Origin of the sequence: Cytobacillus sp. FSL H8-0458 (assembly GCF_038002165.1) — a bacterium.
Lineage (GTDB): Bacteria > Bacillota > Bacilli > Bacillales > Cytobacillaceae > Cytobacillus.
In genome coordinates this window covers 3,539,988-3,563,820 of the sequence record NZ_JBBOBR010000001.1, presented here as the reverse complement: position 1 = coordinate 3,563,820, position 23,833 = coordinate 3,539,988, and the positions used below count along the sequence as shown (strand labels likewise).

At 41.2% G+C, this 23,833-nt stretch carries 26 protein-coding genes, 2 pseudogenes and 1 riboswitch; of the genes and pseudogenes, 20 read left to right on the top strand and 8 right to left on the bottom strand.

The features are described 5' to 3' along the window. Positions 1-9: 9 nt before the first annotated feature. From NYE23_RS17635 to NYE23_RS17615, 5 genes are read right to left on the bottom strand one after another with little or no spacing between them, the layout of a single operon-like run. Positions 10-633, bottom strand: a complete 624-nt coding sequence (locus NYE23_RS17635) for a hypothetical protein (protein WP_341079623.1) — start codon at positions 631-633, stop codon at positions 10-12. Next, positions 630-1,025, bottom strand: coding sequence for an OsmC family protein (locus tag NYE23_RS17630; protein ID WP_341079622.1), 396 nt, complete (start codon positions 1,023-1,025; stop codon positions 630-632). The genes NYE23_RS17635 and NYE23_RS17630 overlap by 4 nt, the downstream gene beginning before the upstream one ends. A gap of 51 nt (positions 1,026-1,076) precedes the next feature. Beyond that, entirely contained in the window at positions 1,077-2,153 is a 1,077-nt protein-coding gene (locus NYE23_RS17625; protein ID WP_341079621.1) for a HAMP domain-containing sensor histidine kinase, read from the bottom strand. Next, entirely contained in the window at positions 2,140-2,838 is a 699-nt protein-coding gene (locus NYE23_RS17620) for a response regulator transcription factor (protein WP_341079620.1), read from the bottom strand. The genes NYE23_RS17625 and NYE23_RS17620 overlap by 14 nt, the downstream gene beginning before the upstream one ends. A 30-nt stretch (positions 2,839-2,868) precedes the next feature. Next, on the bottom strand, positions 2,869-3,582 hold the full coding sequence (locus tag NYE23_RS17615; protein ID WP_341079619.1) for a cytochrome c biogenesis CcdA family protein: 714 nt from the start codon (positions 3,580-3,582) through the stop codon (positions 2,869-2,871). 205 nt (positions 3,583-3,787) lie between these two features. On the opposite strand from NYE23_RS17615, the pseudogene NYE23_RS17610 reads away from it, so the two are divergent. The 8 genes and pseudogenes from NYE23_RS17610 to NYE23_RS17575 all read left to right on the top strand — a co-directional run. Then, positions 3,788-4,096 (top strand): annotated as a pseudogene (locus NYE23_RS17610) (sulfurtransferase TusA family protein); the annotation flags it as partial. A 45-nt stretch (positions 4,097-4,141) separates the two neighbouring features. Further along, positions 4,142-5,275, top strand: coding sequence for an MBL fold metallo-hydrolase (locus NYE23_RS17605; RefSeq protein WP_341079617.1), 1,134 nt, complete (start codon positions 4,142-4,144; stop codon positions 5,273-5,275). Positions 5,276-5,529: 254 nt separating this feature from the next. Continuing rightward, on the top strand, positions 5,530-6,609 hold the full coding sequence (locus NYE23_RS17600; RefSeq protein ID WP_341079616.1) for a Fe(3+) ABC transporter substrate-binding protein: 1,080 nt from the start codon (positions 5,530-5,532) through the stop codon (positions 6,607-6,609). Between the two features lie 2 nt (positions 6,610-6,611). Continuing rightward, positions 6,612-8,258 carry an ABC transporter permease gene (locus NYE23_RS17595; protein WP_341079615.1) on the top strand — a complete coding sequence of 549 codons (1,647 nt, stop codon included), beginning with the start codon at positions 6,612-6,614 and terminating at the stop codon, positions 8,256-8,258. After that, positions 8,255-8,953 (top strand): ABC transporter ATP-binding protein, encoded by a 699-nt coding sequence (locus tag NYE23_RS17590; protein ID WP_341079614.1) that lies wholly within the window; start codon positions 8,255-8,257, stop codon positions 8,951-8,953. Before NYE23_RS17595 ends, NYE23_RS17590 begins: the two co-directional genes overlap by 4 nt. 132 nt (positions 8,954-9,085) lie before the next feature. Next, positions 9,086-9,613 carry a CueP family metal-binding protein gene (locus NYE23_RS17585; RefSeq protein WP_341079612.1) on the top strand — a complete coding sequence of 176 codons (528 nt, stop codon included), beginning with the start codon at positions 9,086-9,088 and terminating at the stop codon, positions 9,611-9,613. Between the two features lie 191 nt (positions 9,614-9,804). Then, positions 9,805-10,101 carry an NAD(P)-binding domain-containing protein gene (locus tag NYE23_RS17580; protein WP_341079610.1) on the top strand — a complete coding sequence of 99 codons (297 nt, stop codon included), beginning with the start codon at positions 9,805-9,807 and terminating at the stop codon, positions 10,099-10,101. Then, positions 10,097-10,807, top strand: coding sequence for an NAD(P)-binding domain-containing protein (locus tag NYE23_RS17575; RefSeq protein ID WP_341080794.1), 711 nt, complete (start codon positions 10,097-10,099; stop codon positions 10,805-10,807). Before NYE23_RS17580 ends, NYE23_RS17575 begins: the two co-directional genes overlap by 5 nt. 74 nt (positions 10,808-10,881) lie before the next feature. Here NYE23_RS17575 and NYE23_RS17570 read toward each other — a convergent pair whose 3' ends face one another. Continuing rightward, positions 10,882-11,331 carry a DUF305 domain-containing protein gene (locus NYE23_RS17570; protein WP_341079609.1) on the bottom strand — a complete coding sequence of 150 codons (450 nt, stop codon included), beginning with the start codon at positions 11,329-11,331 and terminating at the stop codon, positions 10,882-10,884. A 402-nt stretch (positions 11,332-11,733) separates the two neighbouring features. On the opposite strand from NYE23_RS17570, the gene NYE23_RS17565 reads away from it, so the two are divergent. From NYE23_RS17565 to NYE23_RS17555, 3 genes are all read left to right on the top strand, one after another. Next, a complete protein-coding gene (locus NYE23_RS17565; protein WP_341079608.1) occupies positions 11,734-12,153 on the top strand; it encodes an NUDIX hydrolase in 420 nt (139 codons plus the stop codon). 291 nt (positions 12,154-12,444) lie between these two features. Further along, on the top strand, positions 12,445-12,789 hold the full coding sequence (locus tag NYE23_RS17560; protein ID WP_341079607.1) for an S-Ena type endospore appendage: 345 nt from the start codon (positions 12,445-12,447) through the stop codon (positions 12,787-12,789). A 51-nt stretch (positions 12,790-12,840) separates the two neighbouring features. Beyond that, positions 12,841-13,185, top strand: a complete 345-nt coding sequence (locus NYE23_RS17555; RefSeq protein ID WP_341079606.1) for an S-Ena type endospore appendage — start codon at positions 12,841-12,843, stop codon at positions 13,183-13,185. Between the two features lie 177 nt (positions 13,186-13,362). Here the strand turns inward: NYE23_RS17555 and NYE23_RS17550 are convergent, their stop codons facing one another. After that, positions 13,363-13,935 (bottom strand): hypothetical protein, encoded by a 573-nt coding sequence (locus NYE23_RS17550; RefSeq protein ID WP_341079604.1) that lies wholly within the window; start codon positions 13,933-13,935, stop codon positions 13,363-13,365. Between the two features lie 336 nt (positions 13,936-14,271). Then, positions 14,272-14,375, top strand: a riboswitch (SAM riboswitch). 107 nt (positions 14,376-14,482) lie between these two features. Here NYE23_RS17550 and NYE23_RS17545 point away from each other — a divergent pair. The 8 genes and pseudogenes from NYE23_RS17545 (at position 14,483) to NYE23_RS17510 (ending at position 20,052) form a co-directional block, all read left to right on the top strand. Then, positions 14,483-15,532: an LLM class flavin-dependent oxidoreductase gene (locus NYE23_RS17545; protein WP_341079602.1), complete on the top strand. Its 1,050-nt coding sequence runs from the start codon at positions 14,483-14,485 to the stop codon at positions 15,530-15,532. Positions 15,533-15,547: 15 nt separating this feature from the next. Further along, positions 15,548-16,504, top strand: coding sequence for an ATP-grasp domain-containing protein (locus tag NYE23_RS17540; protein WP_341079600.1), 957 nt, complete (start codon positions 15,548-15,550; stop codon positions 16,502-16,504). A 174-nt stretch (positions 16,505-16,678) separates the two neighbouring features. Further along, positions 16,679-16,969: an RNA polymerase alpha subunit C-terminal domain-containing protein gene (locus NYE23_RS17535; protein ID WP_341079598.1), complete on the top strand. Its 291-nt coding sequence runs from the start codon at positions 16,679-16,681 to the stop codon at positions 16,967-16,969. A gap of 18 nt (positions 16,970-16,987) precedes the next feature. Continuing rightward, a pseudogene (locus NYE23_RS17530) lies at positions 16,988-17,125 on the top strand (alpha/beta fold hydrolase); the annotation flags it as partial. Between the two features lie 580 nt (positions 17,126-17,705). Next, on the top strand, positions 17,706-18,221 hold the full coding sequence (locus NYE23_RS17525; protein WP_341079597.1) for a DinB family protein: 516 nt from the start codon (positions 17,706-17,708) through the stop codon (positions 18,219-18,221). 203 nt (positions 18,222-18,424) lie between these two features. Then, positions 18,425-18,895 carry a DinB family protein gene (locus NYE23_RS17520; protein ID WP_341079596.1) on the top strand — a complete coding sequence of 157 codons (471 nt, stop codon included), beginning with the start codon at positions 18,425-18,427 and terminating at the stop codon, positions 18,893-18,895. Positions 18,896-19,053: 158 nt separating this feature from the next. Further along, complete coding sequence (locus NYE23_RS17515; protein ID WP_341079595.1) at positions 19,054-19,425, top strand: 3-deoxy-8-phosphooctulonate synthase; 372 nt, start codon at positions 19,054-19,056, stop codon at positions 19,423-19,425. Between the two features lie 255 nt (positions 19,426-19,680). Beyond that, positions 19,681-20,052, top strand: coding sequence for an NUDIX hydrolase (locus NYE23_RS17510; protein WP_445662605.1), 372 nt, complete (start codon positions 19,681-19,683; stop codon positions 20,050-20,052). 103 nt (positions 20,053-20,155) lie between these two features. On the opposite strand, the gene NYE23_RS17505 is transcribed toward NYE23_RS17510, so the two are convergent. Then, a complete protein-coding gene (locus NYE23_RS17505) occupies positions 20,156-20,995 on the bottom strand; it encodes an alpha/beta fold hydrolase (RefSeq protein ID WP_341079594.1) in 840 nt (279 codons plus the stop codon). Positions 20,996-21,452: 457 nt separating this feature from the next. Between NYE23_RS17505 and helD the strand changes: the two genes are divergently transcribed. Then, on the top strand, positions 21,453-23,789 hold the full coding sequence (gene helD, locus NYE23_RS17500) for an RNA polymerase recycling motor HelD (protein ID WP_341079593.1): 2,337 nt from the start codon (positions 21,453-21,455) through the stop codon (positions 23,787-23,789). The last annotated feature ends 44 nt before the right edge of the window (positions 23,790-23,833 follow it).

Genomic DNA, 23,833 nt, shown 5'->3' with positions numbered 1-23,833 from the left:
TACACCGCCTTAAGTAGTTAGTTTGCAGCTAAGATTTCTACGATCCCGGATAGACAGGATGTATACGATAAATGCCAGCCAGCCGAATGTCAGTATCTCAAGGGACAGGATCGGCTGTAAGAAACTGATGATAAGAAGCTCGAAAAGGAAAAGGAAGGTGAATGCCTGGATTGAGAAGCTTTCATTTTTCTTTTTAAGAAAAGGTGCATAGCCGATCAGCAGAAGCAGACTTGCCGTGGCAGCAGCCAGATTTGTTTCCAGTGCAAATTTGGTGCTTTCAAAACTAATGAAAAAAAGAGGAAATACCTTAAAAGCATCGCGATAGACTGTCTGGTACTTCTTTCCTGCAATATAAATCAGATAAACGGAAAGCGATATAAGAGCAAGGAAATGACCTTTTGTGCTCCCGTTAAAATAAACAATAGACAGCGGCATCTCTATGGCCATCTTAAAGTGAAACAGAATATAGCTTAACTTCCACACCAGAAAGTAAAGAAAAAAACTGTTCCAATACCAATCCTCAAGTTTTCTTCCCGAGGCGAATCTGTACAAAAGTGATGTCATAAAAAGGGACAGCAGAACAGCCAGCCAAACAGATGGAATCGTCAGGCTCCCAATATTAAAATAACTCAATCATAATCACCCGTGAACGTAACCTCATAGTTGATATCGATAGAGCCAATCACAGATTGAATCATTCCGCAATTTTTCACAGTGAGCTCTGCTGCTTTTGCAGCCTGTGCTTCGGAAAGAGCTTGATCTGCATGAACCTCAGCTGAAATGGCCAGCTTATTTATCCGATTTGCTTCTTCAGGAATTCTGGAGACAGAAACTTCCGCCTCAATCATCTTAACTCCCAGCCTCTTCTTTTGAAGGATATTCCAAAGCACCGCGCCGCTGCATCCAGCCAAGGATGACACAAAGAGTTCCAGCGGGCGATAGCCTGCCTGATCATTAGGAGAAACAGGCAGCTTTCCGAAGCCCAATTCACCTGTAATGTTTTCATTATTTATAGTAAATTTCATTTCTTCACCCCTTTCCTGTCATTAGTATGAAAGGGTTTTATTAAGATTTGATTAAGAAATCAGTTCATTTTTAGAAACCGCTGGAAGTTTAATGTTAAAAGTATGGCTGATTCCATCTGTCTGCAAAGAAATCAGCCCCTTATGAGCTACCACAATACTTTTGGCAATGGCTAATCCTAATCCAGCTCCGGTTACTTTTGTACTCCTTGATTCCTCAAGGCGATAAAACCTTTCAAAAATCAGGTCTTTTTTTTCAGGATCAATGAACTGCCCTGTATGGGAAATAGTAATGGAATAGAAATGATCGGAGAGGGCGGCATTTATAGCCAGTTCGGCCCCTGCATTGTAATCAAGTGCATTTTGAAGAATATTAGTAAAAACCTGTTTAAGGCCGTCTTTATTCCCCATTACCATTGCAGACTCAATCCGGACCTCCTGGAGATCAAACGTTTCGTCCAGTTTTAACCGAAAGGCACTAAGTGATTCTTTTAGAATCGTGTCAATGGATAAAGGCTCGAATGGCTTTTCAGTAAAATATGTGCCATTGCTCCATGTGTTGAGCTCTGTTATCAGTTCCACGATGCCGGTAATCCGCCGGGACTCCTCAAGCAGTGAGCCGAATAATTCAGGGTCACCCTCGATGACTCCGGATTCCAGGGCTTCAAGATAGCCATTGATATTGGTTAAGGGAGTGCGGAGCTCGTGGGCGATGTCACGGAGCATTTCTTCCCGTTTTTCCTGAAAAGATACAAGGGAGGCCGTCATGGCATTAAAGTTCTCGGTCAGTTCCTTTAATTCTCCCGAAGAAGGCACGGCCAATTCATCAGGAGCCTTGCCTTTCATCACGTCCTTGGCAGCCTGGGACAGATTCTTAATGGGATGGACCAATTTACGGACAGTGAAATAATGGAATAAGCCGACGATGACAAATGCAGCAATACTAACCCTCCAGAGAAATCCGTTCAAGGTAACAACCAGATCCTGTCCGGTGACATCTTCTGAGTTGACGAGGAAGCATGCGTAATCCTTTACTGAAAAACCAGCCAGGAGGATCACAAGCAAAATGACCAGGCTATTCAGGGCAACGAGGCGCGATAACAGATTGGAAAATTTTTTATAAACCCACAAATTTATACCCCATTCCCCTTACCGTCTGAATATAGTCCTTTGGTGTTTTTTGTTTGATTTTTTCCCGGAGATGGTTGATATGCACATCGATTGTCCGTTCAGACACTGCCTTCTGGTTATGTTCATAAATGCAGTTTAGAATCTGTTCTCTCGATAAAACTTGACCCGGGTGCTGCATAAACATGTGCAGCAGTTTAAATTCGAATTGTGTCAGCTCAAGAGGATCTCCATTAATGATAGCTTCTCCTTTTGCAGGCTTGAGAGTAAATCCTGTAAAGCTTAATTTTCCGCACCGGCTTGAGGTTCTTCTTAGGACTGCTTCGATGCGCACCATCAGTTCAGCAGGGCTGAAAGGTTTGACGACATAATCGTCTGCACCCAGCTTGAAGCCCTGAATGCGGTTTTTTTCAGCTGCTTTGGCCGTAAGCATAATGATTGGCATCATGCTTTTCAAATCTTCCCGCACCCAACTGCAAATTTCCTCTCCGCTGACTTTAGGAAGCATCAGATCCAGAATTAAAATGCAGGGATCAAATTGTTCAATTTTCTTCATGGCTTCACGGCCATCCGCTGCCTCCATCACTTCATAACCTTCTTTTTTCAGGTAAATTTTAACGAGGTTGCGGATTTTGGCATCATCCTCTACCACCAATACTGTTTTTCCAATAAGATGCTGATCGGGCAAAATAATCATCCTTTATTATTTATCGCTTTTTTAGAATTGAAATAGGCTATACGCTGAAAGCCATGCACTAATTTTTTGCATTTGCCCGCTTAAAACGAGCATTCCCAGTGCAACCATTATCATGCCATTAACAAATGCGAGCCTGGATAAGTACTTATTAATTTTGCGCATGGTTTTTAATGAATAAGAAATGATTACTGAAATAATGAAAAATGGAATGGCCATACCAAGAGAATAAGCCACTAATAAGAAGATACCCTGACTTAGCGTATCTGAAGAACTCGCCAGTAATAGTATGGATGAAAGCGCAAGGCCAACACAAGGTGACCAGCCGCTTGCAAAGGCCATTCCCAGCAAAACAGAGCCAAACATGCCCTTTGATTTATTTTCTGTACGGAATCGCTTTTCTTTCATTAAGAATTTGAATTTAAGCAAGCCGGCCATCTGCAATCCGAAAACAATAATTAACAGCCCGGCAGCCTGCATTATAATCATCCGATAATTCATTAAAATTTTTCCGATAAAGCTGGCGGATGCACCAAGAGCTATAAAAATCATACTAAAACCAATTATAAATCCAAACGAACGCAAATAAAGCTTCTTCCGGTCCACCTTCATTTTAGCGTTCTCGATTCGGCCTCCAGTCAGATGGGTCACATATGCCGGAAGCAGCGGAAACACGCAGGGAGAGAAGAAAGACAGCATTCCGGCTGCGAGGGCAAAAAACATTCCTATATCGTTCATGTAAGTCACTCCTTTGACCACCATTTTGATGGGCTATTGTTAAGACTTTATTAAGAAATGGATTTGGTGCACAAATAAACAAAAAGGTTTAGTTTGTATTCATACGGATAGAGGTATAGGGAATCAAGTTATCAATAATTGGAAAACTAGGCCGGGCATTGAAAGCAGAATTAAAAAGATACTAATAGGGAATGGAGGGAAAAGCATGAATGTTAATAAAGTCTTGGATGCTAAAGGACTTTCCTGTCCAATGCCAATTGTTAAAACCAAAAAAGAGATGACCGCTCTTGAGCCAGGACAGGTAATGGAGGTTCAGGCGACGGATAAGGGGTCTACCGCAGATATTAAAGCATGGGCCCAGAGCACTGGCAATCATTACTTGGGAACATTGGAAGACGGAGATACCTTAAAACATTACCTGCGCAAAGCGACGGCGGAGGAAGAAAAAGTGGAGGCGAAACATCCTCATGTAACAGACCATGGCGATCTCCAGGAAAAAATAATAGGTAAGGATGCCGATGTAACACTTACTTTTTAATCCCGCAAAGAGGTGAAAAAAATGGCTGAGAATCATGTTAAGACAATCACTGTAAAGGAATTAACCAGAAAAATTCTAAATCATGAAGAAACATTCATTCTGGATGTGCGAAATACGGATGACTTTGATGATTGGAAGATTGAAGGAAAAAACGTCCATATCATTAACGCCCCGTATTTTGATTTGCTTGAGGGAGTGGAATCCATCCAGGACAAGATGCCTAAAGATCAGGAAATTTTTGTCGTATGCGCCAAGGGAGGCTCATCAGAGTTTGTTGCCGGACAGGTAGCGGAAGCAGGCTTTTCAAATGTATATTCCATTGAAGGCGGAATGAAGGCATGGAGTGAACACCTCGAGCCGATTAAAATTGGGGATTTGAAACAAGGCGGATCCATTTATCAATTTGTCCGGATCGGAAAAGGCTGTTTATCCTATCTTATTGAGTCCAATGGCAAGGGAGCATTGATTGATGCGAACCGGATGGCAGGTCCGTATGAGGATTTTATCAGGCAAAAAGAGATAACCATCACACATGTCCTTGATACTCATTTGCATGCGGATCATATTTCAGGCGGAAGAAAGCTGGCTGAAAAGTTTGGAGCGGGTTATTATCTGCCTCCAAAGGACGCGGAAGAGGTCCAATTTGAGTACAATCACATTCATGACGGGGATGAGTATCAGGTAGGAGATACAGTCATTAAGGCAGTATATTCGCCGGGCCATACCATCGGCAGTACTTCATTTGTGGTCGATGGCCAATATTTGCTCACAGGCGATATTCTTTTCATTGATTCGATTGGCCGCCCCGATCTGGCCGGGAAAGCTGGCGATTGGGTAAAGGACCTGCGTACAACCTTATATACAAGATATAAAGAGCTGACCGATGAACTGCTTGTGCTCCCGGCACATTTTATGATTTCAGATGAAATGAATGAGGATGGAAGCATTTCGGAAAAGCTCGGGGTGCTGTACCAGCAGAATCATGGCTTAAAGATCGACAGCGAGGAAGAGTTCCGCAGAACTGTTACGGAGAATCTACCGCCGCAGCCGAATTCCTATCAGCAAATCCGGGAAACGAATATGGGCAAAATCTCACCAGAGGAAGAAACACAGCGTGAAATGGAAATTGGTCCAAACCGGTGTGCGGTCAGGTAGAATAGAGATTCCGCGAATGCTTTTACAACAAGATCCTGATACGCATAAGGATCTTGTTGTTATTAATAAGCAGTTTTTATTTTTCTGATTTACATATAGATTGATAGGAATGAATATAAGAGGAAACATTTCATTTGACAAATTTATTATTTTCATAGCAAAAGAATGTTGACGAAATAAATATTAATAGGTAGAATTAATATAGTGATAATAATTATCATTTTCAAATACATATATAAAGGTGGAAAGAAAACATGAACTTATCAAAATTACTAAAACCTTTTATTGCAACAACAGCTTTAACTTTGGCTCTTGCGGGGTGCGGGGGAGAAGGCGCTTCTGAGGGAGAAAAAGAAAAAGACACTGCTTCCAAAAAGGAAGAGCAGGTGGTTAATGTATATACTGCCAGACATTATGAAGCAGATGATCAAGTATATAAAGATTTCACAGAAGAAACAGGCATTAAAGTCAATGTCGTTAAAGGGGAAGCGGAAGAGCTGATTGAGCGCCTGAAGCGTGAAGGCGAAAGCACGGAAGCGGATTTATTTATTACAGTAGATGGCGGTGTCCTTGCGCACGCAAAAGATAATGATATTCTTCAGACGGTTGAATCCGATGTAATCAGTGAAAATGTCCCTGAGAACCTGCGCGATAAAGAAAACAAGTGGGTTGGAATGGCGACCAGAGCACGTGTCATCGTGTATTCGAAGGATAGAGTTTCACCTGATCAATTATCAACTTATGAAGATCTAACAAGTGATAAGTGGAAAGGCAAAGTGCTTGCCCGTTCTTCAACAAGCCTTTATAACCAGTCCCTGCTTGCTTCTTTCATTGAGTTGAATGGTGAAAAAGCGGCCGAAGAATGGTCAGAAGGCATTGTGAAAAACTTCGCGCGCCAGCCGGATGGCGGTGACCGCGACCAGGCGAAGGCCATTGCAGCCGGCATTGGTGATGTGGGAATCATGAATACGTACTATGTAGGATTGCTTGCCAATTCTTCTGACCCTGAAGAAGTAAAAGTGGCAGAAGGTCTTGGTGTATTCTTCCCTAACCAGGAAACAAACGGCACTCATGTAAACATTAGCGGAATTGGCTTAACGAAGCACAGCAAAAATCCTGAAAATGCGACAAAGCTAATTGAATACATGACTGGCAAAGATGCTCAGGAATATTTATCAGCAAACAACTATGAGTTCCCTGTTAACACTGAAGCAGAAAAGCCGGAAATTCTTAAGTCATGGGGCGACTTTAAAATGCAGGAGCTTGACTTTGATACTTTAGGAAAGCATAACCAAAAAGCCATTGAGATTTTCAATAAAACAGGCTGGAAATAAACATGAATACGGAATCTGTTAAACATTTTTTTCGAAAAGATTTTAACGGATGGTGGCTGGTAAGCTTGATTGGGGCGGCAATAATTTTGCTGCCCATCTTGTTTATCTTTTTTTCTATTTTCCAGGAACCGAATGAAAACTGGTTTCAGATTAGGGAATATCTTTTAAAAAATTATGCTGCCAATTCGATTATTCTCGTTGTGCTGACTGGGCTATTTACAGCTATATTAGGGGTGAGCCTGGCCTGGCTCATTGCGGCATATGATTTCCCTCTGAGACGTTTTTTTAGCTGGGGGCTGATTCTCCCGCTGGCCATTCCTCCCTATATCGCAGCTTACACCTATCGGACGATGCTGAGCTATACAGGGGTCGTACAGGTTACGTTAAGGAACAAGTTCGATTATCAGATCAATCCGGAATGGCTGTCAATCTCCTCTCTGAGAGGGGCCGTATTTATTTTTACGATCTTTCTTTTTCCATATGTATACATTATCTGCCGAGCGTTTCTTGAAAACCAGAGCTCTTCTTTCCTTGAAAATGCAAGGCTGCTGGGGAGAAAGCCTTTTTCAATTTTTGTAAGAATTGTCCTCCCGCTCTCCAGGCCGGCAATCGTGGCCGGTGCTGTGCTTGTCATTTATGAAGTATTAAGTGATTATGGAGTAACAAGCTATTTTGGCATCCATACGATTACGACAGCTATCTTCCAGACCTGGTTTGGCATGTATGATGCAGATTCAGCTATGAGGCTCGCGGCATGGCTAATGGTCATTATCGTTGGATTGTTTTTTATTGAAAAATTGCTCAGACAGGGAAGACGCTATAATATCAGCAGCAAATCAAGGCCCCTGGTCCGGAAAAAGCTAAAGGGGCTTAAGGCTGCAGCAGTGTTCGGTTATTGTTCAGCGATCTTCCTTCTCGGCTTCTTTATACCGGTGGTACAGCTGCTGGCATGGACCAGGCTGACCTTCACAAAGGTATGGAACGACACGTTCTTTACCCTGTTAAACCAGACTGTTTTTGTTGGGATGATTTCCACGGCGCTGATCCTATTATTTGCTGTGATCATTGCCAATGTAACACGGTCGCACTCGAACGGGGCCTATATTTTATCCAAGCTCGCAACAGCCGGCTACTCGATTCCCGGGGCAATCATTGCGATTGGCATCCTGGCGTTATTTATAGAACTTGATTCTTTGCTTGCGCCATTTTATGCTTATATGGGATGGGGAAAAGCTCCCCTTATTTTAAGTTTATCTCTGGGCATGCTGGTGATTGGCTATACCATCCGCTTTATGGCAACAGGCTATAATGCTGTTGAAATCGGATTTGAAAAAATTGGCCCAAAATATACAGAAGCATCCAGGATGCTCGGGTTCGGCGTCACCAAAACCTTTTTCAAGGTGGATTTGCCGCTGATCAAGGGCGCTTTATTCAGCGGGTTTATTTTAACATTTGTAGAGATTATTAAGGAACTGCCTTTGGCTTTGCTGCTTAGGCCGTTTAACTTTGATACCCTTGCCACGAAGACCTATCAATACGCAAAAGATGAGATGATTCATGAAGCAGCCATCCCTTCTCTCATGATTATTCTCATAAGTGTTTTATCTGTTGCGGTGTTCCAAATGATTGATAAGAAGGTGAAGAAATGAACATCCTTACCATTCAGAATCTGACATTTTCATTTCCTAAAGCCCGTGTTCCTGTAATTGAGAACTTTTCTTTTAAAGTGGACGAGGGGGAAATCGTCGGCATACTCGGACAGAGCGGCAGCGGTAAAAGCACGCTGCTCAGGTTGATTTCAGGTCTTGAAATTCCAAGGTCTGGCACGATTGAAATAGCAGGCACAGAAGCAGCTGGAGAGAAGACGTTTGTACAGCCGGAAGACCGAGGGGTGGGCATGGTATTTCAGGATTATGCCCTTTTCCCTCATATGTCAGTAAAGGATAATTTATTATTCGGTTTGTCGCGCCTGCCGCGGAAAGAAAGATATCCCCGTGTCAGGGAGATGCTTGAGCTTGTCCAGATGACAGAGTTTGAGAAACGATATCCGCATGAGCTCAGCGGCGGTCAGCAGCAGCGGATTGCACTGGCAAGGGCTCTGGCTCCCAAGCCGAAGCTGCTGCTGATGGATGAGCCATTCAGCAATTTGGATGCGAATTTAAAAGGATCGATCAGGGATGAGCTTCTGATGATCCTGAAAAAGGCAAACATGACCTGTATCATGGTGACGCATGATAAAGAAGATGTGGAAGCCATCTGCGGCAGAAGCATTGTATTTGGAAAAGCGGAAGGAACACCATGTGAAGCTCCTGAAAAGGAAAGTAAACTTACATTTGTAAGGTAGCTCTGTAAGGCTCGCTAAAGAAGCGGGCCTTTTTATTGTACTCTTTTTTGGAAGCTTCATAAATTGTTCATATTTATTTGCTATAGTACTTTGGTATAGTAAGAGATGAAACTGAAGAAGGATGTGAAAACGATGAAGATCAAATTAGTTCTCGCTGCTTCACTAATTTCTATTGCATTAGCTGGCTGTGGACAAGCTGATTCCAAGGATGATGCTGCTTCAGAGACTGAAGACATCAAAGCCTTAGTGAACGATTACAGTGTCGGAAACATAAAGACCGGGTCTGCATCCATTACCTCGGAGAAGCTGATCGTTAAAGAATCGGACGGAGAGGAATTATCCTATGATCTGCCGGAAGAAGAGTTTTTCGTATCGATTGCACCTTACGCTAATGAAACCCACCCTTGAACGAATCATAGCTTGACAGGTTGTCAAGGTGAACTGGCTGAAAAAGAGTTTGATGTATATATTGAAGATACGGAAGGCAATGTGATTTTGGACGATAAGGTCAAAACCCAGGCTAATGGGTTTTTCGATTTATGGCTTCCAAGAGACAAAACCTATCAAATAAAGATTAAGCATGATGGAAAAGCATCAGAATCCGAGATTTCTACTTTTGAGGATGACGCTACCTGCATTACCACGATGCAATTAACATAAAAGTATCTGCCGCAGGCGAATACCTGCTATCGGGCTGCCATTGGGCTGCTCTTTTTTTTGAGAAATTGCATTCCTTTTTCTGGTTATTCTGTATAAAAATATTCAAATGTATATTTGAATGTAATGCTGGGAGCGATGGCCATGAAAAGTATGAAGCTGTCATTATTGGCGGTGGTCAAGCCGGATTAGCAATGGGATATTTTTTAAAAAAAGAGAAGATACCCTTTGTGATAATAGAAAAAAACGGCAGTATTGGGGACTCCTGGAGACAAAGATATAATTCCCTTATTTTATTTACTCCGCGCCGATATAGCAGTCTGCCCGGACTGCAAATGAGAGGTCCATCAGAGGAATTTCCGACGAAGGATGACATGGCGGATTATGTGAATGAATATGTGAAGCATTTTAATCTTCCGGTTATGCTTAATACAAACGTAAGTAAGTTAAATAAGCTGCCAGATGGTTCGTTTATTATAGAAACTAATTAGCGGTATCATTAAAGCTCAACAAGTTATCATCGCAGCTGGCGCATTTCAAAAACGTTATATACCTCCTGTTATTAAAGATAAAACAGGTGCTTTTCAGCTTCACTCTTCAGAATATCGTTCACCGGCAGAAGTGCCGGGTGATGAAGTATTGATTGTGGGCGGCGGCAATTCGGGTGCACAGCTTGCTGTGGAGTTAGCCAAAGATCGGAAAGTCACTATAGCTGTTAGCCATCGCATGAAATTTTTGCCCTTAACAATACTGGGTAAAAGCATTTTTTATTGGCTGGAAAAACTCGGCCTGCTGTTTCCGGGGAAAGATACGATTAAAGGCAGCTGGTTTCAGAAACAGAAGGACCCGATTTTTGGAAAAGAGCTGAAAACACTCATTCATAATAAGAAGGTTGATGTAAAGCCTAAAGCTAGACAGGTCAGTGATACAGCAGTTCTTTTTGAAGATGGGACTCAGAGGAATTTCGTAAGTATCATCTGGTCTACTGGTTTTGTTCCCTCATACGATTGGATTCATATAGAGGGTGTGATTTCTGACGAAGGAATACCGATACATAAAAGGGGGATCACTGAAATTAGGGGGCTATATTTTATAGGCTTGCCTTGGCAATACCAGCGAGGATCGGCTTTGATTTGCGGAGTGGGGCGGGATGCTGAGTATTTGGCTTCCGTAATTCTCTCTGGCCGTTCCCAATAGGGAAGGAAGTAACTCAAAACCCAGAAAGCTGAGATTATTATCCGAGCTTTTTGGGTTTATTCTGATTGATATGGTTATTCTTCTTTAAGGTCTTTTATTAATTTCTTCATTTCCGAAATTTCTTTTTTTTGTGTTTCAATAATGGTGTCGGCTAAGCTGCGGACTCTTGGATCTGATATCTGAGCCCGTTCACTGGTTAAAATGGCAATGGAGTGGTGCGGAATCATCGCTTCCATATAGTCTGCATCATCCACTGTGGTCTGGCTTCGCAATAAAAATAAGGAAGCGATGAAAACGAAAAGACTTCCAGCGGCAATTCCTGCATTCAATTTGCGATTTTTTAACATGTTGCGCATAAAAGCCAGCATAATGATAGCCATTGTAGCCCCCATTAACAGTGCCATATACGCCCTCGTTTCACTGAAGAAGACATGGTCCAATTTATATGTACTGAAATATTTAAAAATAAACATGACAATCGTAGAGACTATTACCATTCCTGCAAATTTCACATAAGCTTTCACTCTATTTCCCCCTCTTGGCTAGAATTTATAAGATATGCTTGTTTTAACTTAAGCAGGGTATTATCAGGCACAAGCCATTGTACAAGGGCCGGGAAGAACGCATATGAAACTCCCTTTAAATGGCGTCTTCATTATGTTCTACCACGTCTAAAATAAAATAAACTGCACAGAAAATGCACATGTAGCTTTCTGCCGCTAAAAACAGTGAACCGGTATGTTCCTGGCTAAAAGTTATCGTCATTAGTTTATCAAAGCGAAGTTTAGCAGAGAGCTAGAAAGGGGCCGGGATATGAACAATTGGTTTCCCTGCCATTTAAAGAAAGGGGCGGTCATTGAAAAAAAGGATTAGCTGCTAAAATAGTTGAATATTTAATGAAAAGTAAGTGATCAGAGGGTGGTTCTATGAAAAAATGGCTTGGCTCAGCGGGAGTTTGTATTAGAGGGGATAAGGTTCTAATGGTGTTGCAGGGAACAGCAGATGAACCAAAACGCTGGTCTGTTCCTTCCGGCGGATTGGAAGAAGGAGAAACGTTTGAAGAGTGCTGTATAAGGGAGGTAAGGGAAGAAACGGGATTTGAGGTAAAGGTGATACGGCCTATTTATAAAAAAGAGAGCAGTGGCGTAGAAGTCAGATATTTTGAAGTTGAGATTATTGGAGGTAAAGCAACAATTCAGGACCCTGAGCATTTGATTTATGACATTGCCTGGAAGAGTATCGAGGAATTAAAAGCTTTAGAGTTATCGTTTCCGGAAGACCTGGCCTTTTTAATTACTCTTCCGTCTGTTGCTTATGGTGGAGAAGATTATTGGGTGGAGTTGTAAAATTTCTGGAAAAAATGAGGTATAAGGTAAATATAGGTTAATAAAAGTATGGCGATTTGACTCTAATGAAAAATCCAACTGCAGCGTCAAGCCTGGCAGTTATGAATATAAAGATTCGCAAACTCAGGAACAGCTGCTTAACCAGGCAGCTTTTTTTATTAGGCGAACCGGTGCGGGCTGGCTAATGGCAAGTACAAAGTTACCAAAAATCAGCTATTGTATCAGTCCTAAATAGGCAAGCTATCATAAACTATAAGATAACTAAATTACAAAAAGCGAGGAGAGATAGTTGTGTGTGGATCAAATAGAAGTGGTGATTGCTGTTGTTGTCCCGATCCCGTCATTTTTCAGGAAAAACTTTGTGGCAACATCCAAGATCCGATTGATCAAGCTGTGTGGACAGCACCAGCTGTAAATGACTATATTCAAGGCACATTTGAAGTGTTTAATGCCGGACCAGGAACAATTGATTTCTCAGTAAATGGTAATGTGTTCAGCGTTCCGCCAGGAAACAGCAGAGCAGTTTCATTTAACAATCCAACAATCTTTATCGTTCAAACTGTTGGGCAGCCAGGTGCGCAGCCAGGTACTTCAGGAAAATGGTGTATTGTACTGTACAAACGAATACTTGCGTAAAAAGATGAAACCGCCGAAATTAGAAAAATGATTTAAAAGGAGAAATGTGTAATGTGTGGATCATCCAGCGCAAATTGCTGCTGCTGCCCGGAAGGGAAAATATTTCAAGAGAAAATTTGCGGGAACTTAGCAGGGCCGCTTAATAATTATATTGCATGGCAAGCACCGGATATCAATGATTATTTTCAGGGGACCTTTGAAATTTTCAATTCTGGAACGGGTGTCATAGTTGGTGAAGTGTTAAATAGTGCAGGTACTGTCATTGGAACGCTAAATGTACCGCCAGGAAATTCAGTTTCAACATCCGAAAATAATCCAAATGAGTTTCGAATTAATGCACCGGCTGGTACAAGCGGGAAATTTTGTATTAATTTATATAAGCGTATCTTGGGTTAATATTTATTTTCTCTAAATACCTAAAAGATAAAGATTCGAGTTCTTAAAGGGGTCCAGCCAATAATCTGCTTTGCTGATTGGACCCCTCATATTCACAATCATATCAACCCTTAGATTGAGTCTCGAATGGATCCGGATGAACGATCGCCTCTATAATGAACCCTTTGGAAAATTCATTTATCCTTTTTTGTATTTAGCCTCTGTCCACAAAAACACACTCGTGATAAATTTAGCTATCGTAATGACAATTAAATAACCAGCAAATAGATAGATATAATTTGTGTTTCCATAAAGTCTCATTAGCCCTATTCCGACCAGAACCGGCTTAAAGATAAATGCCATAACCGCAGAGGTAATGATCATGTATAGATAGTAATTCTTTTTCCGGTTTATCGTCCATTGGTAAACAAGCATAAAAGTAACCGGAACGAAACTCGAATCAAGGGATAACCCTGGCAGCATGGGGATCACTGGAAAAGGATAGTTTAAGTGTCCTGAATTTTTCGCAAACAGGTCAATATATCCGAATATTACATGAATACTGTAACCATAGAAGCCAAAGAAAAAAATTTTGTTTTTATCGATTTTAAAAAATAGGTAGATAAGAGGACCTATAAGAAGTGCTGCCATTAACCAGTATTCAAATGAAGTATACAGCTCAAAGTCCAACCAATACTTATTTAAAGCCTCTTGCCCTTCTTTTCCCATTCTCACTATATGATCAAATTGCTCAAGTCGCTTATCCGGCATTTACCGAGTCACCCTTATAAAGTATATTTAAGGATATTTTAGCTCTAAAACAGGAAAATATTCACAACATGGCATACTGTCAGAAGACTCTTGGTCTCATACTGTATTTTGAAAGTATTTTTTACAGTACATAAATTAAGCAGGAAAAGTCTAACCGTGCATGACTTTTAAAATAGGTGCCTGATTACACTTCTGCAGAAGCTTTAAAGTCAGTGGGGACAAGTACCATTCTTCGATTCTTATTGAAAATATTTAGAGCTTAGAAATATTTAATTGACAATTTGATCTATTTAAATTATTATCACTTTAAATATTAAAAAGCTGAATAGTTTTTTCTTCTTATCAAGAGAGGTGGAGGGACTGGCCCTTTGAAGCCTCGGCAGCAGGTTCTGATGAATACTGTGCCAATTCCAGCAAGCGAATCGCTTGAAAGATGAGAAGAGAGTATAAAAAACTCTCTTCTTAGGAGGAGAGTTTTTTAGTTGTTTATAAATCCTACTTAAATGATAAGAAAAGTAGATATTCGAAAGTTAGGGAGAGAAGAAAATTGAAATATGGTTTCTGGCTGCCGATTTTTGGAGGATGGCTGCGGAATGTGGAAGACGAAAATATGCCGCCAACCTTTGAGTATGCTAAAAATGTCATTCAGTCGGCTGAAAAATGGGGATACTCGACTACGTTAATCGCGGAATTATTTTTAAATGATATTAAAGGACCGGACCATGATTCTCTTGAAGCCTGGTCTACGGCTGCCGCGCTTGCCGCAGTGACGGAAAAAATTGAAATTATGACCGCGGTTCGCCCCGGTTTTCATAATCCAGCAGTAGCAGCAAAAATGGCTGCCAATATTGATCAAATCAGCAAAGGCCGTTTTACTCTAAACATGGTTTCTGCCTGGTGGGCCGAAGAAGCGCGTCAATATGGCGGTATTTTTACAGAACATGATGAGCGTTATGCCCGCACCGAGGAGTTCATTAATGTTCTGAAAGGCTTATGGACAGAAGATACCTTCAGCTTTTCTGGCCAATTTTACGACTTAAAAGAAACGAAGCTTGCACCGAAGCCTGTTCAACGGCCTAACCCCATTCTTTATGCAGGCGGTGAAAGTGAAAAAGGCAAGCAGACCATTGCAGAAAAATGTGATGCTTATGTCATGCACGGAGGAACAGTTGAAGAGATTGACCGGAAAATAGGAGAAATGAAGGCCCGGCGTGAACAAACGGGAAATGCACCATTCAGTTCTTTCGGAATGGCTGCGTATGTTATTTGCCGTGAGACAGAAGAAGAGGCTCTCGCTGAGCTTGAAAAAATCACGGCTGTGAAGGATTCCAGCGGTTATGCCGGCTTTAAGGACTTCACGACAAAGTCACATCTGGAGCAGCAGATTCAGCTGCAGGATTACTCTGTTTCCAATAGAGGTTTGCGTCCAAATTTAGTAGGAACACCAGAGCAAATTGCTGACCGGATTCTGCAATTTGAAGAAGCTGGCCTAGACTTGCTGTTGCTGCAATTCTCACCTCAGCTGGAGGAAATGCAACGCTTCGCAAAGACGGTAATGCCATTAGTGGAACAAAAACGCAGTTTAATAAAGAGCTAGAAAGGGGCCTGAATAATGAGCAAGGTTTATGTAATACATGAAAATAGTGAGTGGACAGTCCATCTTTCAAAAAGATTGGAGGAGTTGGGTGTTCCTTATGAGGAATGGCATTTAGATGAAGGAACGTTGGATTTATCGTCAGAACCGCCGGAAGGTATTTTCTATAGCCGGATGAGTGCTTCTTCTCATACACGTGACCACCGTTTTGCGGCTGAATTTTCCGGACAAGTATTGGCCTGGCTTGAAGCACATGGCCGTACGGTGATTAATGGAACGAGCGCTTTAAAGCTTGAAGTAAGTAAGGTTTTACAATACTTGGAGTTAAATAAATCTGGTGTGAGGACTCCAAAAACAATTGCAGCTGTTGGAAAACAAAATATCCTAAAGGCAGCCGAAGCATTTGCCGGACAGCCGTTTATCACAAAGCATAATCGTGCCGGCAAAGGTCTGGGTGTTCAATTATTCCATAGTATTGAAGCTTTAAGATCTTATGTGGAAAGCCCTTCCTTCGAAGAACCGGTAGATGGCATTACTCTTATTCAGGAATATATTCAATCACCTGAAAGCTATATCACGCGCTGCGAATTTGTTGGGGGCAGATTTGTTTATGCTGTCAGGGTTGATACTTCTGAAGGATTTGAACTTTGTCCCGCGGATGCCTGCCAGATTGGCGACTTATTCTGTCCCGTAGGAGAAGAGGTTGAAGAAAAGCCTAAGTTCCAGATCATTGATGATTTTGAGGACGAAACTTTGGAAAAATATAAAGAGGTTCTGGCCAGGAATGATATTCAAGTCGCTGGAATCGAATTTATCAGAAATGCTGAAGGTGACATTTTTACGTATGATATTAATACAAACACAAACTATAATTCGGATGCGGAAGCGAAAGCCGGTAAGTATGGCATGCTCGAATTAGCTGCCTTCCTAAAGAAGACAATAGAAGAAAAATACGCTGCAGCAGCATCTGTATAAATTGAATTTCAAAGATCGGCTGTTCATTACAGCCGATCCTTTTTTAACCAGTCGGGAAGCTTAAATGAAAAGGGAAGTCATGGACAGGGTGGCGGAAAATACGAATAGTTTATAAAATTAATATAAGATTCATAATAGATAATACAGGATTAGACTAGAATTGGAGGAATTATCTTGTCAGTAGCTAAAAGTTTAAGGATTTGTGAAAAGGGACATAAATTTCACAAAACTAGTGAGTGTAAAAGCTGCCCTGCCTGTGATAAAGAGAATAAACCCAAAAGCGGCTTCCTTTCAAAACTCAGTGCTCCTGCAAGGAATGCATTGGTATTCGAAGGAATAAACACTTTGGAAAAACTATCAAATTACACAGAAAAAGAAATATTAAAACTTCATGGTATTGGACCAGCATCCCTGCCTATTATGAGAACCTCCTTAGAAGAAGAAGAGCTATCATTTAAAGAATAAATCGCTGGCTCTTATTTTTCAGCAGGTAAGAAAGCTCATTATTCCATGGAATCCCAAAAGTTATGGAATGAAATGCAGAGAGAGATTCTTGAAATATCCCTAGATGGAGAATTGGTCATTGCTGAAAACAGTACCCACTACATTCAAAATGACTAACCGGAATTGGTGGTCTGCGCGATAAAAAAATTAATAGAGAAGTAGTTCAAGTTAAGCTGCTAATCAGGCAGCTTTTTTCTATTTAAACAATCTTTGTAGATTTGTTAATTAAGAGGTGTTAATTAAAATAAATTAAAAGTGTTTTAGTAATAAAATTAAAACCAAATTGGAGCTCAAATAGATAGTTGTATTTTTTATCAAAAATGAAAATTTCAGATTTTTAATTCTTTAAATGGTTAATAACAAACAATATTTGGATGCCTTTTTACAATAAGTAGAGACGCTTTTTTACTAACAGGGCAGGTTAATAGAATAAGCCATGTTGAAAATCAAGTGATGGTTTCATTACTTATGTAGACCAAGATGAAGAAGCCGGCTTCTATTTTGATGAAGATGAGGGCTGCTGCGTGTGTTGTACTAACGAGGGCAGTTGTTAAATTAAGAAGAGGTTTTTACACAAGGAGAATTCAACTAGAATGGATATCCAAATTTTTGGGGTGCAGCCTTAAAGAAAAAAGGAGGAGGTAATTTTATTAAAAGGGAGAATGTTAATAAGCATATTATTGAGAGGAGTTTGAAGATGTATCATAGTTTAAGCGATTTTTATACATCTTGGGGATTTGAGGCAGGAGCTACAAGCAGGATTCTTAAAAATCTCACGGATGAATCATTAAAGCATGAAGTCACTCCAAATCAATGGTCTCTAGGACGTATTGCCTGGCATACGGTTACTGCTATTAAAGTTATTAGTTCACAGGCAGGATTAAGGTTTGAAGCTCCTGATGAAGACTGGTCTGTCCCGTCATCTGCTAACTTCATTGCTGAAAGCTATATTAAATCTTCACATGAATTTGTTGAGGCTTTGAAAACTCAATGGACTGATCAGACCCTGTTGGAAAAAATCGACTTCTTTGGAATAAACATGACAAAGGGAAGTCTTTTATTATTTTTAAGCCAACATCAAACTCATCACCGGGGACAAATGACTATTCTAATGAGACAAGCAGGAATTAGTGTTCCAGGGATTTACGGTCCTTCAAAAGAAGAATGGGCACAATTTGGAATGGCTGAACCAAAACAAACTTTATTTGACTAAAATTTTTAGAGACTGTATTGCATCTAGATATTTAATCAATTCACTATTATACAAAGACCCCTAATAACTGATTTATGAACCAGCTGTCATCTAAGGAGGCTTTTCTTAATGGGCTAACGGGGCAGTCGAGTTTAAGAAGGAGTTTCTTGCTTTTTGGTGAAATACTCCTTATTTGATACCTAATTTTAAAGGAGAAGATGTTAATGAATCGAAATGCCCTGCTATTAAGAATGCTCGATACTACGTATGATAATGAGAGTTGGTATGCGCCTTTCAAATCTGCAATAGAAGGACTTACTGCAGAACAAGCTAGGTGGAGACCAACAGGGGACACAACAAAATCAATTTGGGAAAATGTTAATCACCTTATTTACTATAAAGAAAGACTTGCAGCAAATTTAGAAGGCCGAGGATTGTCACAAAATCTCGATGGTGACGAAACTTTCAACCTGACTAAACAATCAAATGATGACAAAGAATGGATTGAAGTCGTTGAACGGGCGGAAATAGCTCAAAGCAAATTAAGAGTAGCTTTAAACAAAACAACCACTGAAGTGCTTGAGCAAGATTCTCTTGAAGAGGAGATAATTGACATATTGCTTCATGATGCATACCATACAGGACAAATTATTCAAATTAGGAAGATGCAAGGATCTTGGCCATCGCATCGTTGATGGTGGAAAAAGCATTTGAAAATTGTACAAAAATAAACGGGGTGTTTTGCTTTAAGAGTCTGCTGCCAATCGGCGGCTTTTTCTTTAACTAACGGGGCAGATTTGTTGAACAAGGATGTAGAAAATAATAACATTCTAATTTAATGGTAGGGATAATAATGAATGATAAATTGGATAAATTCCTTGAGAAAATTAAAAGTATTTTTAACAGCAACTCATTAATTATGGAGACTGAAATCGAAGGCTTCATATTTGGTGAATATACCGATCACTTTGATTCTGATGAGGAAGTAGGTTGTACGTTTGGAGATGGTTTTGTTCAAGCTCCAGATAGGACAATTGCGGGAATTATATGGGCGGTAGCAGATCAGCCTTATCTATCTATATGTATGGAACCCGAAAAAGATAGATGGGGAGTATATAATGCAGGATTCGTAAAACCAATAAAAACTATAGATGATTTAGTATACAACTTTAAAATAATCTTTCCACTTATTAAGGAAGCATATATCAATGTAAAGGGAAAATGAAAATCCCTTTGCATTGTAAAGAAATGTACTTAAGCTAAAGGGTGCAAGAGTCGAAGATCAGTATTATCGGCAGCTCTTTTTTCTTATTCGATTCCCTCAGTTAAATACGCTTTTCTCACGAATGCTCGCTTATTCACAGGATTTCATACCTCTCGTATTTTTCTTGCTTACTTGAAAGGAGTAGATTTTGGACAAATGGCTACGTGAAGGCATAGTTAAATAGAGGAGTAGTGATTTCTCTTCATATTTCCCAATATGATGTACTCTCCGCGCCGCCCCTGGAGGCTTTACCTCCCGTGTCTCAACGGGTCAGTTACCCTCTCATTCCTTCGTTATGCCCATCCAAGGGGTGGAAGGCCAACGAATGTTTTAGAGGAAGTCGGGGTAAAAGTAAAAGACCGTTTAACTTATGTACACAGTACTTCTTTCGTAACTGATACTAATCATAATGTAGTAGATATTGTTTTTCTATGCGAATATGAATCTGGTGATGCATTACCTTTATGTTCCGATGAGGTCGAAGAGGTGTTATGGCTAACAACTGAAGAGATCTTACATCACCCGAAAGCGCCTGTTTACTTAAAAGAAAGCATTAAGTATGCTGAAGCATTGATTCCAATCCATTAGAAGCAGGGTTCTTTAAATATCGGATTGTATAGAAAAAACAGCCCAATTTCTCATTAATAATTTTGAGAAATTGGGCTTTAAGCTTTTCTTAACTATTCTTTTATCAAGAACTATGCTTTGCAACAGAATCTATAATCTGATCCCAGTCTTCACTATGAATCTCATGTCCAGTTCCATCAAGTGTCATCAATTCAGAATGAGGAATGGCTTTCTTAAGCGCAAGCCCGTGCTCGTATGGGAGGGCCGGGTCTTCTGTGCCGTGGATAATGAGAACCGGTACGCGGATCTCATCCATTCTATCATAATATTTTTCTCCGCCTTGCAGCAGGGCATGGTTAAATCTGCTCGGCAGATGATTGGCGCGGTCGGCTTCTCTTGCTGCAAGCTTATACATTCTCTCCTGCTCGAAAGGTTTGGAGCCGGCTAGTGTTTTCCATCCGCCCGCGAGATAAGGAATGGCCGCATCCCGATCCGACCAATCTATGGAAGCGCTCTTCGAGTGGTAATCCAGGATGTTCTGATCCATTGGCGGCAGTTTTTCCATCTCAGTTCCGAACACACTTGATGCGATAAGCGTAAGTGTCAATACACGTGCCGGATATCTTAAGGCAAGAATCTGGCCGGTTAAGCCGCCCATGGACATGCCAACGATATTTGCCTGCTCTATTTGATAAGCATCCAGTACGCCTGCTGCATCGTCAGCCAAGTCTGTTATTGTATAATTGGAAGTCCCAGGTTCATATGTGGTCGATCTGCCCAGATCCCGATGATCGTACCGAATGACAAATCTCCCCTGATCAGCCAAACGGAGACAGAAATCCTCGTCCCACCAGTCCAGTGAAGACATTGCGCCCATGATCAAAAGAATTGCTGGATCCTTGGAGTTGCCAAAGCTCTCTGTACATATATCCACATTATTTATTTTCATTATTTGTTCACTCATATTTTACCTCCGTGATCGTATCACTGTTCTAAATATCGCAGATCAGATTGTTTCCGGAGCATAGGCCTGCCCCTGTTCATTATCTGTGCCGAATCCACTTGATAATCATGACGAGGCCTCCTTAAATTTATTAGCAAGGGACTCATCCCTATATGTATTACTCTAACATATCTCTAAGCACTTTAAAGCCAAAATTTCCGATGGTTTCTTCTTTAGACTGAATGAGGAGATGTGGGCATCTGGATTAAAAAAGAAATAAAAAGATCCGTATTTACGCTAAAACTGTAAATACGGATCTTTTTTTTTATTATCCATTGAAATAAATGAATTCCTGTGGTAAATTTAAATAGATGCGCATTATTTAAATAAAGTTAAGTATATTATCCCTATCTTAATTATATAATGCAATCAATTCGTTTGTCAACCTTTTTATAAATATTTTTAAGGAGTGTTTGCTATGAATTCAAAACTTCAGCAGGAGCAAAAACGATTGGATGGTGTAATGGAGACGATTACGGAGGAAGTCCGCAGATTGGAAGAAGAAACCTCCAGGCGTAAAAACGAAGTGGTTCATATTCGCAAACACTTTTGGGATGAAGTGAAGGTGAACACGGATACCTTTGATGATTATTTGGAGACCATTATCGGTTTGAGGCAGGAGGCACAGGCTCTGTCTGTCAGCCAGAGTACCCATCGGCATGCTTCTAAGCGCTTGTCTACGCTTCGCCGAATGGAGGAGGTGCCCTATTTCGGCCGAATCGATTTTACGGAAGAGGGTTCCTCCGATCAGGAACCTGTTTATATTGGCATTTCTACGCTAAGAGATCAGAGCGGCGAGAATTTTCTTATCTACGACTGGAGGGCACCCGTCTCAAGTGTTTATTATGATTACCAGCCGGGACCGGCTAAGTATGAAACACCCGGAGGCACAATTGAGGGCACATTGGAGAAAAAGTGGCAATATCTGATCCGCCGCGGTGAACTTCAATCCATGTTCGATACGAGTCTGACGATTGGGGATGAGATACTGCAGCAGGTTCTCGGCAAGGGAACTGATAAGCATATGCACAATATTGTCGCGACCATCCAACAGGATCAAAACCGGATCATCCGCCATGATCAGGGAAGGCTGCTTATTGTTCACGGTGCGGCCGGAAGCGGCAAGACGTCAGCTGCCCTGCAGCGGATTGCTTATCTGCTTTACAAGTACCGGGAAAATCTGAATGCTGATCAAATCATTCTGTTTTCACCTAATAGGATGTTTAACAGCTATGTATCCAATGTGCTGCCGGAGCTGGGGGAAGAGAACATGCAGCAGGTTACCTTCCAGGAATATTTGGATCATCGGCTGGGTAAAGAGTTTGTCGTAGAAAATCCATATGAGCAATTGGAGTATGTTTTAACTGCTGCGAAAACCCCTGAGTACAGATCAAGAGTTGCGGGCATTAAATTTAAAGCATCTGCCCGGTTTTTTGAAGCCATTAATGCGTACTTGAAGTCGCTGGAGTTATCGGGAATGATGTTTAAGGATATAAGTTTCAGAGGAGAGCCGATTGTTGTTGCTCAGCAAATGGCAGAACAATTCTACAGCAGCGACACTTCACTCCGTTTTCATAACAGACTTCAGAAGCTGACGGATTGGCTTATTAAGCAAATTACTGAAGCTGAAAAAGCCGAACGGTCTAAGGAGTGGGTACAGGAGGAAATCGAGCTGCTCAGCAATGAGGAATACCATAAGGCGCATGCCTACCTGGCGAAAAAACGCGGCTTTACAGGGGATTCGATTCATGATTATGAAATCGAGCCTCAAGCATTAGCACGCCTGATTGTCAGGAAAAAATCCAAGCCGCTTCGAAAACAAATCCGGGCCATGCGTTTCATTGATTTTAGGGCGATATACAAGCAGCTTTTTGATGATCCCCTGCAGATCAAAGAGTGGATAGAAGAGGAGTTGCCGGCAGAATGGGCGGCTATCTGCCAGGCGACACAGGAAAATCTGGATGAAGGCAGATTATGTTATGAAGATGCTACTCCGTTTTTATATGTGAAGGAGCAGATTCAAGGCTTTCAGACGAATAGTGCGATTAAACATATTGTGGTGGATGAGGCGCAGGATTACTCTCCGTTTCAATTTGAGTTCTTAAAGCGTTTGTTCCCTGTTTCGAAGATGACAGTGCTCGGTGATTTTAACCAGGCGATATTCGCCCATGCCAGCGAAACGGCTGATTTTCACACACTCACCAGCCTGTATGGGCCTGATCAGACGGAACTGATTAATTTAGCGAGGAGCTACCGGTCGACTAAACCGATCATCGAATTTACACGAAGACTGGTTCCAAACGGGAAAGAGATCATCGCATTTGACCGTGATGGTAAGCTGCCTGAGCTGAAGCAATTATCCGATCAAACCGAACTGCACAGCTTCATTGCAGCCAAGGTTGCTGACTGGAGAAGCGAGGGGCTTAACAGCATGGCCATTATCTGTAAGTCTGCTGAAGAAAGTGCAAAGGCCTATGAAGCTTTGTCCGGCATCGATGGAATAAAACTCCTGAAAAGCAACTCGACTGAATATGAAGAAGGAGTCGTAGTCGTACCTTCGTATTTGTCAAAGGGCATTGAATTTGATGCGGTTATAATTTATGATGCATCGGAGAATGTATATGATGATGAGAGCCTGCGCAGAGTGTTTTATACCTCCTGCACGAGAGCAATGCATGATTTGCAGCTCTGCAGCGTTGGTGAACCGAGTCCGTTTTTGCAGGATGTTTTGCGGGAAGGTCTCATTCAGGTTTAACTTGTTTTTCAAAAGGGGCGAGGGAGCGGCTGTAAGATAAAAAA

Bases quoted from the DNA above. Each gene is read 5' to 3' on its own strand.
- NYE23_RS17515 (WP_341079595.1), top strand. From the start codon at position 19,054: ATGAATGATAAATTGGATAAATTCCTTGAGAAAATTAAAAGTATTTTT.
- NYE23_RS17510 (WP_445662605.1), top strand. From the start codon at position 19,681: ATGATGTACTCTCCGCGCCGCCCCTGGAGGCTTTACCTCCCGTGTCTC.
- NYE23_RS17600 (WP_341079616.1), top strand. From the start codon at position 5,530: ATGAACTTATCAAAATTACTAAAACCTTTTATTGCAACAACAGCTTTA.
- NYE23_RS17605 (WP_341079617.1), top strand. From the start codon at position 4,142: ATGGCTGAGAATCATGTTAAGACAATCACTGTAAAGGAATTAACCAGA.
- NYE23_RS17565 (WP_341079608.1), top strand. From the start codon at position 11,734: ATGAAAAAATGGCTTGGCTCAGCGGGAGTTTGTATTAGAGGGGATAAG.
- helD (WP_341079593.1), top strand. From the start codon at position 21,453: ATGAATTCAAAACTTCAGCAGGAGCAAAAACGATTGGATGGTGTAATG.
- NYE23_RS17540 (WP_341079600.1), top strand. From the start codon at position 15,548: ATGAGCAAGGTTTATGTAATACATGAAAATAGTGAGTGGACAGTCCAT.
- NYE23_RS17550 (WP_341079604.1), bottom strand. From the start codon at position 13,935: ATGCCGGATAAGCGACTTGAGCAATTTGATCATATAGTGAGAATGGGA.
- NYE23_RS17615 (WP_341079619.1), bottom strand. From the start codon at position 3,582: ATGAACGATATAGGAATGTTTTTTGCCCTCGCAGCCGGAATGCTGTCT.
- NYE23_RS17630 (WP_341079622.1), bottom strand. From the start codon at position 1,025: ATGAAATTTACTATAAATAATGAAAACATTACAGGTGAATTGGGCTTC.
- NYE23_RS17555 (WP_341079606.1), top strand. From the start codon at position 12,841: ATGTGTGGATCATCCAGCGCAAATTGCTGCTGCTGCCCGGAAGGGAAA.
- NYE23_RS17520 (WP_341079596.1), top strand. From the start codon at position 18,425: ATGAATCGAAATGCCCTGCTATTAAGAATGCTCGATACTACGTATGAT.
- NYE23_RS17580 (WP_341079610.1), top strand. From the start codon at position 9,805: ATGGGATATTTTTTAAAAAAAGAGAAGATACCCTTTGTGATAATAGAA.
- NYE23_RS17590 (WP_341079614.1), top strand. From the start codon at position 8,255: ATGAACATCCTTACCATTCAGAATCTGACATTTTCATTTCCTAAAGCC.
- NYE23_RS17505 (WP_341079594.1), bottom strand. From the start codon at position 20,995: ATGAGTGAACAAATAATGAAAATAAATAATGTGGATATATGTACAGAG.
- NYE23_RS17595 (WP_341079615.1), top strand. From the start codon at position 6,612: ATGAATACGGAATCTGTTAAACATTTTTTTCGAAAAGATTTTAACGGA.
- NYE23_RS17525 (WP_341079597.1), top strand. From the start codon at position 17,706: ATGTATCATAGTTTAAGCGATTTTTATACATCTTGGGGATTTGAGGCA.